Below are 14,717 nucleotides of genomic sequence, written 5' to 3' on the forward strand. Positions count from 1 at the left end.
ATGAAAAAATATATTGGGTTAGTTAGTTTCCTGCTTTTGTTTACTTTGACCAGTTGCGCCCAAAACAAGCAAAACGCAAAGAAACTATTGAGTATGAAAGCGTTAGAAAAAATGGAGGCTCTAGCGCCTGAAAAGGCATTAGAAAGTCCCGAAGAAGCAATCAAGCTGGATTTGACGGGGGGAGTAGGTAATCAACATATCAAGAATTTAGGGCAATTTAAAAACTTGCAGTATCTTTCGTTAGAAAGTTGTGGATTAAACAAAATACCTGATGAGGTTTTTGAAATGCCTCATTTACAATGGTTAAATATTAGGGAAAATAAGTTAGATGAAATACCTAAAGCGATAGCTAAACTTACCGAATTACGAAAACTGGAAATAGGAGGTAACTCTTTTACAGAGTTACCAGCAGAGTTTAGGAAATTATCTAAACTTGAATACTTAGGTCTTACAAATAGTCAAGTAAAATCTTATCCTAAAGAGTTTGGGCAACTAAAAAAATTGCAAGAGTTAGTGTTGCAAAATGCACAAGTAACGACTTTACCAAGCCAGTTTGGAGAGTTGTCGAGCCTTAAAAAAATATTTTTAAACTTTAATCCTGATATTGATTCTCAACAAGCTTGGGATGTATTGGCTCAATTGCCTAACCTCGAAGAAGTAGTTTTTTATGGAAGTAATGTAAAATCTTTACCTCTTAAAAAAGAAGGGTTTAGTAAGGTTAAAAAACTGCACTTGGGAGGTGATAAACTGGATTTGAAGCAAGTGCTTACTACTTTAGGAGTATTACCAAGTTTAGAGTTTTTATATTTAGATCAGGTTACATCCATACCTAGTGAGGTATCTAAACTTACGAAACTTAAAACCTTAATTCTTTTTATGGATAAATCTAGTGAAGAGGAGCAAGAGAAGATATTTATCAATTCAAAAAATGTGACTTCCTTGGAGCTTTTAAGAATTAGAGGACGATATTTTTCTGTTTTACCTAAGCAAGTAGGAGAGTTAAAACAGCTTAAAACCTTATATATACAAGGGCAACTAACCACTGTACCAGAAGAAATAAAAAAGCTTAAAAACCTCAAACTCCTTAATCTAGAAATGAATAAATTCCCCCCTGAAGAAAAAGCACGGATCAAAAAACTATTACCCAATACCGAGATTAAGTTTTAAACAAAAAGTTTTGGTATATTGGCAAGCCTTGTTCCTGGGTGGGGCAAGGCTTTTCTGGTAGCACTTAATTGGCCAAAGCTTCCACTTTCGCCTTTTTCAAGTTGCACTCTTGGCTTGTATTTTTGTATATTGATAGGCAACAGCAAATCACCATAGAGCCTGTATATGGCAGACTGTTGATATTAAAGTACCCAAATTATCAAGTAAATATTTTGTATGAATCCACCCTCAACAAATGATACCTTGGTGCTATGGCACCAACACTTTCAAGACATACTCGCTACCTTTGAGCAATACGCGGCTAAAATATATGCGTTTGAAGACGAAGAAGATGTGCACCAGGCAAGGGTTGCTTTACGCACCATTACTACGCTGACTGGTTTTCTGAAGTCATCGCCTCACAAAAGTGTAGACCCAAAACTGTTGAATCAAGTTCACCTGCAGTCTCGGCTAATACTCAAATCGCTGGGCAAAATACGTGACTTTGATGTAATGATAGGGCATGTAGACAAAATAAACGCGGGGAGTTTTCAGTTGCATACATTGATGCAAGCCCTCAGGCTAGAGCGCAAAATAGCGCGTATAGAGCTGGTGCTGCACTTGCCCAAATACCTCAACAAGAGTTTTTTTGAACTTTGGCAAACGTTTTTGGAGTTATACCTGCCCTTGCATGTGCCACACCTCAAAACCAAACGCCATTTTAAGAAGTTGCACAAAAAGTTTGACCGCAGGTATTTGAATTACCTCACCCAGCGCGACATTCTTGGAGCTACCCATCCCCGTACATTTGAGGCATTGCACGAGGTGCGTCTTGTAACCAAAAACCTACGTTATGCCTATACTTACCTTGACTTTGCGCTGCATAAGACGGTCACCAAAACCATTGCAGCCAAGGTAAAAAATTATAAGTTAATTCAGGAAGAACTGGGCTTGATGAACGACTACACCAATCTGAGGGCTAAAATGCATCAAATGCTGGAAGACTACCCTTATTTGGTCAACCAAGAGACGTTGGGTTTTCGGGATAAGGTAAATAAAAAACTGAAAAAAAATCTAAGAAAAATAAAGTTACCTCAATTGAAATTAATTCAGTAGAATATGATTTTAACCAAATAAAATATCTCTTTTTTACAGTAAAATATTTTTAAATATTTCATAAGCATATTTTATTAAAACAAAACACTTGTAATTTTTTCAATAAAAATTTGCATTTTAAATTAAAACATATAACTTTGTAACCAAGATATTAAAACAAAGACATTTATCATTTAAGGTGTTTGGTTAAAGATAGAAGAAAGCGAAAGATGACCTGTCTAAAAGGGTAAAATGATCGCCTTTGAAATGATCGGGTACAACTAAAAATGGTTTGTTTTGATCAGTAATTTTAATATATGTGTAAGTCCTGGCGTGGGGCATAAAGGCACCCAAACCTGCAACGGGCAAATTGCTGACTACATACTTGATGGCTTGTACACTTAAACCGATTTACTCAAGACGAACAATAAGCAACATCGCACTTCTCCACATACTACAACATTTTATTGGTAAACTAGCCCCCCGCTTTTCCCTGAAGCGGGGTTTTTTTATGCCTAAAAAACAAGGCGTGCTCCAAGGGTTCAAGACTCAATCAAACCAAAACCCCCAACTCAAGGGGGTTGAGTCGGGGGTTTCGCTTCTCTTTTTGTTTATTTGCTTATGCCAGGTCAATAACAGTAATTGCAGTCTTGATTCTGGGGTGTTGTACCATATTCCATCATTAAATCTAAGCAGGGCTTGTGCCAACTTAATGATGGTTATCGCATAGCCCCTATGCTCCCTGCACTACCCTACATAAATAGTCTTACGGTTGATGAACTCCATGATTCCATCTTTGGCGAGTTCACGCCCATAGCCAGAGTGTTTCGTTCCACCAAAAGGTAATCTTGGATCAGATTTTACTAATTGATTGATAAAGTAGGCACCATCGCTCACTTGATCAGACATAGACAAGGCTTTCTCTACGTTGCGGGTAAACACTGTCACGCCCAATCCATATTTTGACTGTTCAGATAGTTTGAATGCCTCTTTTGCATCTTTTACCTTGATCATAGCAGCCAGCGGACCAAAAGTTTCCTCATCGAAAGCGGGCATTCCAGGCTTGACACCGCCCAGAATAGTGGGCGCGTGATAGCAATTCTTTTGATCTCCTCCAAGCAATAATTGGGCACCCGATTGGATCGACTTCTGTACTTGTGCCTGCAATTGGTCTGCTAAGTCTTTTCGAGCCAATGGCCCTACTTCGGTCTGCTCATCTACAGGGTCGCCAGATTTTAGGTTTTGAACAGCAGTAGTAAATTTAGAAACAAATTCATCGTAAATACTTTCTACCAGAATAAAGCGCTTGGCAGCAATACAACTTTGCCCGGCGTTGAGCATACGCGCGCCAACTGCTGTTTTCACTGCCTGGTCAATGTCTGCGTCTTCCCATACAATAAAAGCGTTGTTGCCACCTAATTCCAATAATGATTTTTTGATATGCCTTCCTGCCATTTCTGCTACAGCAGCACCCGCCCGCTCGCTTCCGGTAAGCGTAACTGCCTTGATGGTTTCATGCGCTATGATGTTTTCTGTTTGATCATGGTGTACAATCAGGTTTTGAAAGACCCCTGAGGGGAACCCTGCCTGGATGAATACTTCTTCTATTTGTTTGGCACACCCAAATACATTGGGGGCGTGCTTGAGCAAACCCGTGTTGCCTGCCATGAGTGTAGGAGCAGCAAAACGAAAAACCTGCCAAAACGGGAAGTTCCAAGGCATAATTGCCAATACACAACCGATAGGCTCATGTTTTACCAAGCTTTTTTGGGCATCTGTTTCTATGGTTTCATCCTTAAGAAACTGTGCTGCATGGGTGGCATAATAATCACACACCCAAGCACATTTATTGATTTCCGATCGGGATTCTTCTATTGGTTTACCCATCTCCAGGGTAATCATACGTGCATATTCTTCTATATTATCACGCAGTACATTTCCTGCTTTTTCCATCAAAGAGGCACGTGTAGCTATGGGTACGTTTTTCCAGGACTTAAATGCATCTCCTGCTTTTTTGAGAACAGTAGCTACTTCAGATTCGGTTTGGGCAGTGTGTTGCCCAACTACTTGGTCATTGTATGGGTTTATACTATTAAATTCCATGGGTTATTAAAAGGGAAATTTAGTGATGATTGTATTTTATAAGCTTCTTTTCTTCTGTAAAAATATCAAACGACTGAACCATAAGATCATTTGGCCAGCGCAGTTGCATCGTTCTTTCTATCGGATTATATACTGCGGTATAAAGTGTGCCTAAACCCTGAAAATACTTTGTGTTGTAAAGTGGAGGTTGTAGAAAAGAATGGATTAAATTATCCCCACTTACCCCTCTAAATAATAAATTCTCCAAAAAAGTAGCTCTTTGGGCAGTTTTATTAAAGCCAGCATTTTCGGCCCACTCTATTGGTCCCTGATGATTGGTGGTAAAGGCAGCATTTGTGACCACAGCACTGCGATCTGGAGCTATTTGAATGGTATTGACTATACCCGTTTTATCGGTAATGGTTACATTATAAGCCATGTGTGATGGTACATTTAGCAACACGTTTACAGCCTCTGCCACATTACTGCAAAACTCCAGTATGTACCTTAAAATGAAAGGTAAACCAAAACCAAAACCAACGATTTCACGTCCGCCAAAAGTAAGAGACAGTGCTAATCCATCTTCGTTCATGCCATCCAACACACCCACCAGGCAATCACTGCTGGCAATTACCTTCTTTCCATTCCAGGCAGTCATCAATAGTAGCCCTTCAAAACGATCAGGATGATAATCGTAGTTACGAATCAACTGTATAGTATCCTGAATAGAAACCGCCTGAGAGCAGGCACTATTGTATGCTGGTGGTTGAAAGCCCGTAAGAAAGCATACCGCTGCCTCGTTGGCATTCACCAGGTGACAAAGGTGCTCGTGGGTGCCTACCATTTCAGGCATATACTTCTGCAATGCTGCCAACGACATTTTGGAATTATAGACCGAGCCATGGGCTGTTAGCCATGCCTCATACGCAGGCCACCGTTCGTTAAATATTTTTTTCCACTTGAAGTCAGCTATTGGCTCACTAATGGAGGTAAAAAGACGTTCCATATATTTTAACAATTCAAATTGAATTGATACTTGTAATGATAATTAAGTGAGCTCCAGGACATCATAGCATTGGTATAGCTATGGAGAACAATAATTGACTATTATATTTGAGATAGCCTGAAGGATTCTGACAAGTGTTGCCCGGCAGTCCTAAGTACATTGTAACTTAAATAAGTTGTTGTTTGGTTCGAGGTTCATTTGGTTTCTGACGATGATCAAAATTTATCCCGCAGGGAACTAGCAGAGTTAGTTTACAATTCCGATTCATATCGCATGCGTCAAAGCTTAATTTTACGAATACTTAAAATACCGTCAAAATCATCAAAAACGACTCTTTTAGGCGCAACTCCTACGGAGCCGTGTCCCGTTTCGTTTATTTTTTCTACCAAGGTTTCTCCCCACTGGGGCTAATATTCGTAATAAGTGGCATAAAAACGAGCAAAGAGTTTTGAACGATTCCATAAAAATTGTGATTCAACACAACTTGAAGCTGGTTTTTACAGGCGGAATTTTAAGCCCTGACCAATGCGATTCATATCGGAACCAAATTTTGATCAGAAGTCAGGGGGCAAAGGAAGCCGAAAAAAGCATAAGATATTCAGTTTACAATGTACTAAGGAACCAATATTTTTTTCAACAATGAGCTTGCCCTGCCCATTGTTGAAAAAAAGCAACGCTTATCAGTGTTCTGCATATCATTTGGTCAAACTTCCCGCAAGCATTACAGGTACTCGTTTATCTTCAACCATTTCAGCAGAATACTGAGATTTAATGGCGTTGATCCAACCTTTAGCCTTTGGTGTAAGCTTGAAGTCATTGGTCATCATGCGCCCCCTTGATACCAAAATTCCCATATCGGCACCTTCATAGAGATAATCTCCCTTTTTGGTAATTCGCAGAAAAAAGGCTTCATTGTCACTTTCTACTGCTCTTCGGTGCGTATCCATTCTGTTAAACTGGATATGTCCGTTGTCAAACATACGCCAGATTCCAGACCGGGGGGCGGCATGTACATACTCCACAGTATCTTCTGTATGCTTTACTACCATCTGGCTCCAGCCATCAATATACTCTTGCTTTGCCCAGCGATCGTTGAGGGCATTCACACTAAATTCATACTCATGATTCATCCATTCCAGGATATGAAAAAGATACAGAGGGGCATCTGCCAGGGCAAATAAAGCGTGATTGGTAATAGAACTTGCCCCGGTTACCCTTGGGTTTAGTTCGCCCAGATACACTTCCCCATTGTCCTGATCAATTAAGAAGTCTAACTCGAAATATCCTTTATATCCCTCTTTCTTTAATTGATCACCAAATAGTTTGGTGTATTTCCTTGTTTTTTGTCTTATGCCTGGTGTAAATGCATCAGGATACACCTCATTGCCACACCAACCACCTTTATAGGGCGTAAGTTCTTTAAATCCAACCAGTTCGGTCATCAAAGGAGCCACGATTGTTCCATTTTTGGTTACACAAGCTTCGATGGCTGAACCACGGCAGTTGATCCGCTTCATTACTTTTACCTCATCTTCCTGCTCTATTTCTTCTGCATGTTTTAAGTATTCCTCTTCATTTGAAATAAAAAAAGTGGTGTGTCCCGAATCACCAAATGGTGTCTGAATCACCAAATCAGTCCCCAAGGCTTTTTCAGAAACTTCGCCAAGGTGTTTGTAATCTTTCACAGGCGACAGCACATAGGGTACACAAGGAACTCCAGCCTTCTCAGCTATTCTATTGGTGTTCACCTTGTTGTCCAATAAATTACGCATCTTGGCACTTGGGAAAATAACTTCCAGCCCTAGTTTCTTCGCTAGTTTTTCCGTTTTTTCATTAAACATCAAAAACATGACTTTACCTGCCTTGCCTCTCACCTTTCTTGATCGGATATAGGCCTGTACTTCAGGATGTTGCAAAAGATAGTTATTGATGTCTTCAATGCTCTCGAACTCATCATGTGGCATTTCTTCTTTAGGAGAAAAAACGTTTGGATGTAACGAATCAAAACACTCAATGTGGCATATAAACTTGAACCCCTTAATCCATTCATCGGCACCCAATAGATTAAAGTTGGTAGCACTGATAAAGTAGATAGGTTCTTCATTTTTAAAGAAAAATCGTCTGATATCAGAAATACCCTTTAATTTAGAGTTTTTGGGCTTTTCTACTTTGCTCTTAATAGGCTTTTTAGTTTTGTCTACTTTGTTCGCAGTAGGATTTTCAGGTTTGTCTACTTTGTTCGCAGTAGGATTTTCAGGTTTGCCTACTTTGTTCGCAGTAGGATTTTTAGGTTTGTCTACTTTGTTCGCAGTAGGATTTTCAGGTTTATCTACTTTGCTCGCAGTAGGATTTTCAGGTTTATCTGCTTTGCTCGTAATAGGATTTTCAGGTTTGTCTACTTTGCTCATAATTTTTATTTAAATTTTTATTTTTATTTTTTTTACTTGTCCCATAGCTCCCATCGCTGTCCCTGTTTTTTGACGATTCAGCACGGAGTCACGGAATATCCGAAGACCAAGGTCGGCACGATACCCATGAATTTCAGAGACATCTAATGCCAACATAAAAGAAATAATCTCTTTACTCACTACCTGCCCAGGTACAAGTATGGGAAATCCGGGAGGGTATGGAATGACAAAAGAAGAAGCAACCATCTCCCTCCCTTGTTCTACAGCTGCTTTACATTCAAGCATCGAGATATATTCACAGTTTTCTTCGCTATACGCAAGAAAATAAGCCGCCCTTAGGTTTCCTCCTGGCACACCTGGCACCGCCAAAAATGAAGAGTGAAACTTGCTAAAATCTGGTAATGGTGGTACATCCAGCGTTAGTGACTGTACACGCGCATCGGCTATTTCTCTTTCACGGGTGTTCAGCGAATTAAAATGCTCATCCAACTGTTTTGCAATTTTTATTAATATTTTGGTAAGATAGGCGACACTACTTCTGGTAGTCCCGATATTGGTCATAAATAAGACCGTATTCCTGGAAGTTTTATTGATCTGGATGTTGTATTGATCCATCAGATACTTGTTTTTGAAAGTATCACCATCTATACCTGTCTTTCCTATAAACAAAGTGATTTTTGTTGGGTCAAGCATAAACTCATCATTCTCCCAGGCATCTTCCAGGCGGTTCCAACCTGTTTCAGGGTCATAAAACTCACTTAACCCACTTTCCCTAAATTCATCTGGAATAAAATCTTGTACAGTGAGCACATCAAAGTATTTACTCAGCAAGGGGGTATCATTCACTTTGGCTCGAAAAACCATCGCCAGTTCGATGCTTCGCTCTACCATTTCATAGCCTTCAAACTGTACTTGTCGCCTTCCTATATCGAGAGAAGCAAGCATCTGATAGTTTGGCGAAGTAGAGGTGTGGGTCATATAGGCTTCCAAAAATGTATTCTCTGTCTTTTTCCGAAAACTTTCATCCCAAATATGGATCATTGAACCCTGTCGAAAACTGCTCAATGTTTTGTGTGTACTTTGGGTAGAATATACCCGAATACGTACTTTGTCCGGGTCAGGGAGGGTTGGCTCTTCTCCTTCTTCTAGTCCTTGTACATGTTCAAGGTACTGTTTCCGATAGGTGTCAGATTGATATTTTCGGTACAGCTTATTTGCGCTGAACATACCTGTTCTTTGTTTGTAATTATAGGTAAATCCGGCAAATGCAAACCAGGCTTCGTCCCAAAGAAAAACCATGTCTGGTTTTATAGCCAGCACTCTTTCCATGACACGTTGTACATTGTACACTATCCCATCAAAAGTACAATTCGTAAGCAAAAGCATTTTTACTTTATCCAATCGCCCCGCTTTCTTCAATACCAATAGTTTTTCCAGGATTTGTTCTAAAGGCACTGCCCCATAGATAGAATATTTTTCAACGGGGTAAGAATCCAGGTACACAGGGTAAGCACCAGAAAGCACCAGCCCATAATGATGCGATTTATGGCAATCTCTATCGATGAGCACCAAATCGCCTGGCTCTACCAATGCTTGCAGTACTATCTTATTGGCAGTGGAAGTACCATTTGTTACAAAAAATGTACGTTGAGAACCGTAAGCTTCTGAAGCCATTTCCTGGGCTTTCTTTAGCGGTCCGGTTGGTTGCAACAAAGAATCCATGCCTCCGGTTGTAGAGGATGTTTCTGCCAAAAACATATTTCTTCCATAGAAATCGCCAAAATCTTTGACCCATTTAGACTTGAAAACGGAGTTTCCCCGGGATATGGGCATGGCATGAAAGATGCTTGTCGGTTTTTGGCTGTATTCCTTCAGAGCACTGAAAAACGGCGTATGATACCTTTCTCTGATGCCTCTAATAATCGCCAAGTGCAATTCTTGCAAATCTTCTTTGCGATAATAAATCCTTCTGAAGGTATTGAGTGTACTGTTTTTCAAATCTCCCAGTGCGGTATCTGTGACATAATAGACATCAAGTTCTGGTCTGAATTGATTGATCAGTTTCCCTGTACGTGGACCCAATTGGGCTTCTGGAACAGCCTCAAGATTAAACTTGAGTACGTTTTGAATGTACGGTCTTATCAATGGGGTGATATTCGTTGAGCGGTATGGTGGCGCATAGTGAATAACAACGGCTTGGATATTAGGGTTAAAAAAAAGAGTAATCAGTGCATCCTGAAAGGAACGCTGTACAATCACATTGTAGATAAACTGATCGCCTGGATCATGCAACTCAGAAATCTTTTGGTGTAAAGCTGTTTCATCTACAGAATTCAGGTTATCCAGCACAAGCACTTCAAAATAATTCTTTTTAGAAGTTTGTTGCATATCATGACCCAAATCTGTTTCCAGAGACTCCTTGTCATCTTCGGTACTGCCACTGTATACATCATGGATGAGCTGGCGTGTAGTGTTCTTGACAATGTGTGCCAAAACTCCATACGCCCTTTTTTCTAATGATTTGGTTAATTTATCAATCACAGTCTTGCCAGGCATGACAAAATATTGTTCGACTGACGCTAAATCATTAAGCAATTGCTCGACCTCTTTTTTGTACTTAATTTCACTGGCAGATCCTTCATTACAATGAGATAATTCTTCAGTTTTAGTCTTAAGTTCATCCCAACGATTGATCCGAAGTTGACCTATGCTGTAATATTGTGCACTTAGTGTTTTTTTTCGACTCGACATAAAGTTATGATTTAGAGTGGAGAGCTAGTCTGTTTCCTTCAGTATCGATAAATAAGGCAAAATACCCATCATCCTTACTGATAAGCGTCTTCTCCATCACGATACGTCCTCCGGCTTCCTCTACCCTTCCCAAAACGGGCGCTAAATCCGCTCCTGCATTTAAATAAACCAAGGGACCAGATTCACTGGGTATGCTTCCTTCCCCTACTACTATTGCCCCCCCTATACCATTGTCGGCAGGAAAAAGAGCCATGGCATAACCGCCCGATTCGGTGGTCTCCATTTCTATGTCGTAAATAAAATTGTAGAAACCTACGGCTCTTAGCAGGTTCAATGCTGGTATTTCAAACCAACTTACATAATGTCTTAACTTGGCATTTTTTTTTCTTATTGATGGTAGTCCCATATTGTTTGTTTTAGTTAAGTAATAGTGGCTAAACGATGTTCAAAATTAACTGAATGCTGTTCCGTGATGTTGATTTTGCGAGTCATTCCGAAAAAATACCGGAACGGTTATTCTGAACACTTTCCTGGTAAGTACCAAGGCAGCATTAAACACACCTAATGAGTAGGCATAACTACCTTATGATGAGCAAGCTGTTCTTACCTGTAGCCCCAGTATACATCAGTATCTAAGGGCTTATGGCTAATTACTTACTGGTACTTATTAACCCAAGTTGCAGCATATAAAATGCAAAAGCTTAACTTCCAGTTATTTATATATTTCAGGTACGAATATAACTGGCACTTGAAGCACCGATATACATCGGCATCTCAAGACTTGTCGCTTGTACCTCGCAACTTCAGTTTATTAATTAAACTCGTCTTTGTAGGTAGCGGCAGACGGGTTTTCAATAAATTCACTTTCTTTCTGGCGTAGTTTGGCTAGTTTATCAAGTTTAGTAGGCTTAATGAGTGGACCAAGAGAGTCTAAATAGGGCAATGGTTTACCCTCTTGATAAATACTAAACACGCCTATGTGGTCCCGAAAACTTTTAAGCGGCTGCCCCAAGCGTAATATCCCAAGTTCTCTACTTCGCCTTACCCGCTCTATGTTCAATTCTATAGGGATTATTTCCTCAGTACTGCCAGCCTGGTATATCACCCTACCATCTGGTCCGCAAACAATAGAACAACCACTTCCTCCGGTATCCAATCCGTTCACATCAAACAAAAAGCACTGGTTGACACTTGCCATGGCTCTTGCTATAGAGAGTTCTATATCTCTATCTATAGTACCAGTCATGGTAGGGTGCAAAATCACTTCTGCTCCCATTACAGTCAATGTTCTGACGGTCTCAGGAAACCACATGTCATAGCATATCGAAATACCAAACTTGCCCACATTAGGTACATCAAAGACACAAAACTGATTTCCGGGTGTTACTCCTACTTCATAAGGGTAGAACGGGAACATTTTGCTGTATCTGGTCACTACCTCACCTTGTGGATTGATGACAGAGGCTGTATTGTAAATAAGGTTTTCTCTTTTTTCGAAGACAGAGCCGGGAACCAGCCAAATGCCATACTTTTTGGCCATCTTTTGCATTTCCTGCTCAAATAGCCCTGGTACTTCCTTAGCGGTATGAAGCAATGGACCAAAGCCACACAACTCGCTAAAAACGACCATTTCTACCCAAGGGTAGAGGTTCATTGTAATATCTAGTTTCAACTTCATCATTTCCACATTGGAATGAACCGCCGATACCTTCATTTGTATTCCTGCAATTGCGAATGGCTTCATAGTTTAGTTTTTAATTTTAGTTTTTATTTGTTGTTCGAGTATATCAAGCCCTTTATTTAGTTGTTCATTGGTAATAACCAAAGGAGAAAGTATACGTATCATATTTTTGTAAGCACCCGCACTTATTACAATAAGCCCATTTTCTGCACAACCTTTGACTATGGCACTACACAATGCCCCGTCAGGCTGCTGTGGGTCTCCATTTTTTACAAATTCAATGATGTTCATAGCCCCCAACCCCCTCACGTCTCCAACTTCCGGGCATTCTTTTTTGATTTTTTCAAATCGACTCATGACAATTTTACCCACCTCTTTACCCCGATCGTTGAGCTTAATATCTTTCATGTGTTGGATCGTTGCCAGTGACGCTACACAAGCAATTGGACTACCTATATAAGTACCACCAATGGTACCTGGTGCTGCTGCGTCCATTACCTTCGTTTTTCCCACGACTGCCGCAATGGGTAATCCAGAACCCATAGATTTGGCATAAGTGCTGATATCTGGTTGTACTTTGTAGTGTTGCCAACTTGCCCAATGTCCTGTTCTGGCAAAGCCACTTTGTATCTCATCTGCAATGAGCATGATACCGTGTTGGTCGCAAAATTCACGAAGACCTTCAAAATACTTTTGGGGCACCGAATTAAATCCACCTTCCCCCTGAATGGGTTCAATAATGACTGCTGCCAGGCTTTTGGGATCAACCAGGTTTTTACCAGAGCCATGCAAGGTTTCGAGACTGTCTTTTACAAACTCGTCTAATGACCTGCCTTTAGCATCGCGATAAAAGTTAGGGAAAGGGATACGATATACTTCAGGAGCAAACGGACCGCAATCAAACTTATAGTCGACCTTACTGGTAAGGCTCATAGCCATGAGGGTTCGCCCATGATAGGCCTCTGTAAAACATAAAACCCCTTGCCTTTTAGTTGCCTGACGCGCAATCTTAATGGCATTTTCTACTGCCTCGGCTCCTGTACTGACAAGCATTACCTTAGTGGCTTCGCCATGTGGCAGTATTTCGCACAGTTCTTCACATAATTTAATGTAAGGCTCATAGGTCACAACATTGAAACTTGTATGCAGGTATTTATCGGCTTGTTCCTTAACAGCCTTTACAACTGGGTCAGGGCAATGCCCGGCATTGACTACTCCTATACCACCAGCAAAGTCGATTAATTCATTGCCATCTTCGTCCATGATGATGGCACCTTTGGCTTCTTGCACTGTAGCTGTGTTAAATACACCTACACCGTTAGCCACTACATTTTTCCGCCTTTCAAGCAAGGCCTTAGATTTATCAGATTTTAGAGACATTAATATGTGATATGTTTTGTTTATAATTATTTTGATGTGTGATCAGTTTGACAAGCGAAGGTTCAAACTCCAGTTTGGTCTTTTTTTATTATTTCTTACAGAGATATAAAAATTAAAAAAAGTTTTATTTTATCTCATAAAGGGACGTTTTAAAGCTTTTTTTGTAAAAAAACACCCTTTAAAAAATAGCTTCAATTGCTCAAAAAAGGCTTTAAAATAGTTATTAGTAAATAAAGAGACTATAGGTAGTAAACAATCAGATTGAAATATGATATACTGATTTTCAATAATTTATGTAACTTACCTAAGTATTTGGTAAAAGAGGTGCTGTCATTTGATTAATACCTACCATCAAAATCATACAGATAAGATGCATGGATTTTTGAGTTGAACTTCCACTTTCTTGGTATTGACCACAAATTAGTAAAAAATATACCCTTTATCCAGAAATATCCAAACTTTCTTACTTATAGACTACTCAAATAAGTTTATATGTGTGCTGATTAAGTGCTTGTTTAAATTTTCGGTCATTATGAGGTTTTATAATGAGCTTTCGGATTAGATGCGTCAAACCGAGTCCTAATTTCCTGGCTCCAGGAAACACAAATCGAAATAACAACTCGAGATGACAATTCGAAACACGAATTACGTGTCATTCTGACGATAGGAAGAATCTGACGGTATTTTACTCTCTGGATACACTTACTTATTTCAGGTACCGCAGCTACAAATTCCTCAAGTTGTCATCAGTAGCTTTAGCGGGTTTCTAAATTCTCCGAATCAAGTTCGGAGTTGTAAACCGAACTTGATTCGGAGCGCTGTTTCACCTTTGAAAATTAGCCTCAAACTAATTTTTAAACATACGCTAATTATTTTTCCTTCTCCCAATTGGTATGACAACTCTGCTTCCAAGGGCTTTTCCAGCTCAGAGGACTATGAAACGGAAAACGTTTTTAGCAAATGGGAGGCGTTATCCTTCTTTATCAGTAAGGGAAGTACCTAACTGAAGTTACTTGATCGTTTGCTATTACTGCGTAACATCAGTTAATAAATATTTTACTACAAAAAATCACTTTTTCCTGAAGCGTTTTTTTTATGCCTAAAAAGCAAGGTGTGCTCCAAGGGTTCAAAACTCGAACAAAAACCCCAACTCAAGGGTATTAAGTTG

At 39.8% G+C, this 14,717-nt stretch carries 9 protein-coding genes; 2 read left to right on the forward strand and 7 right to left on the reverse strand.

All coding sequences use genetic code 11. The features are described 5' to 3' along the window. Together Q0954_RS22090 and Q0954_RS22095 are read left to right on the forward strand one after the other, a co-directional pair. Nucleotides 1–1,167: leucine-rich repeat domain-containing protein (locus Q0954_RS22090; protein WP_299460507.1), on the forward strand; the 1,167-nt coding region annotated here is incomplete at its 5' end. 216 nt (nucleotides 1,168–1,383) lie between these two features. Continuing rightward, a complete protein-coding gene (locus tag Q0954_RS22095; protein WP_299460509.1) occupies nucleotides 1,384–2,262 on the forward strand; it encodes a CHAD domain-containing protein in 879 nt (292 codons plus the stop codon). Between the two features lie 726 nt (nucleotides 2,263–2,988). Here Q0954_RS22095 and Q0954_RS22100 read toward each other — a convergent pair. The 7 genes from Q0954_RS22100 to Q0954_RS22130 all read right to left on the reverse strand — a co-directional run bounded on the left by Q0954_RS22100 (nucleotide 2,989) and on the right by Q0954_RS22130 (nucleotide 13,549). Continuing rightward, nucleotides 2,989–4,344 (reverse strand): NAD-dependent succinate-semialdehyde dehydrogenase, encoded by a 1,356-nt coding sequence (locus tag Q0954_RS22100; RefSeq protein ID WP_299460511.1) that lies wholly within the window; start codon nucleotides 4,342–4,344, stop codon nucleotides 2,989–2,991. Nucleotides 4,345–4,363: 19 nt separating this feature from the next. After that, nucleotides 4,364–5,329: a C45 family peptidase gene (locus Q0954_RS22105; protein WP_299460513.1), complete on the reverse strand. Its 966-nt coding sequence runs from the start codon at nucleotides 5,327–5,329 to the stop codon at nucleotides 4,364–4,366. Nucleotides 5,330–6,024: 695 nt separating this feature from the next. Next, nucleotides 6,025–7,737, reverse strand: coding sequence for a biotin carboxylase (locus Q0954_RS22110; protein ID WP_299460515.1), 1,713 nt, complete (start codon nucleotides 7,735–7,737; stop codon nucleotides 6,025–6,027). 9 nt (nucleotides 7,738–7,746) lie between these two features. Next, complete coding sequence (locus Q0954_RS22115; RefSeq protein ID WP_299460517.1) at nucleotides 7,747–10,488, reverse strand: aminotransferase class I/II-fold pyridoxal phosphate-dependent enzyme; 2,742 nt, start codon at nucleotides 10,486–10,488, stop codon at nucleotides 7,747–7,749. A gap of 4 nt (nucleotides 10,489–10,492) precedes the next feature. Further along, nucleotides 10,493–10,894 (reverse strand): VOC family protein, encoded by a 402-nt coding sequence (locus tag Q0954_RS22120; RefSeq protein ID WP_045114093.1) that lies wholly within the window; start codon nucleotides 10,892–10,894, stop codon nucleotides 10,493–10,495. A gap of 405 nt (nucleotides 10,895–11,299) precedes the next feature. Then, complete coding sequence (locus Q0954_RS22125; protein WP_299460522.1) at nucleotides 11,300–12,232, reverse strand: carbon-nitrogen hydrolase family protein; 933 nt, start codon at nucleotides 12,230–12,232, stop codon at nucleotides 11,300–11,302. A gap of 3 nt (nucleotides 12,233–12,235) precedes the next feature. Beyond that, nucleotides 12,236–13,549 (reverse strand): aminotransferase class III-fold pyridoxal phosphate-dependent enzyme, encoded by a 1,314-nt coding sequence (locus Q0954_RS22130; RefSeq protein WP_299460524.1) that lies wholly within the window; start codon nucleotides 13,547–13,549, stop codon nucleotides 12,236–12,238. Nucleotides 13,550–14,717: the final 1,168 nt, after the last annotated feature.

Origin of the sequence: uncultured Microscilla sp. (assembly GCF_947493425.1) — a bacterium.
Taxonomy (GTDB): Bacteria; Bacteroidota; Bacteroidia; order Cytophagales; family Microscillaceae; genus Microscilla.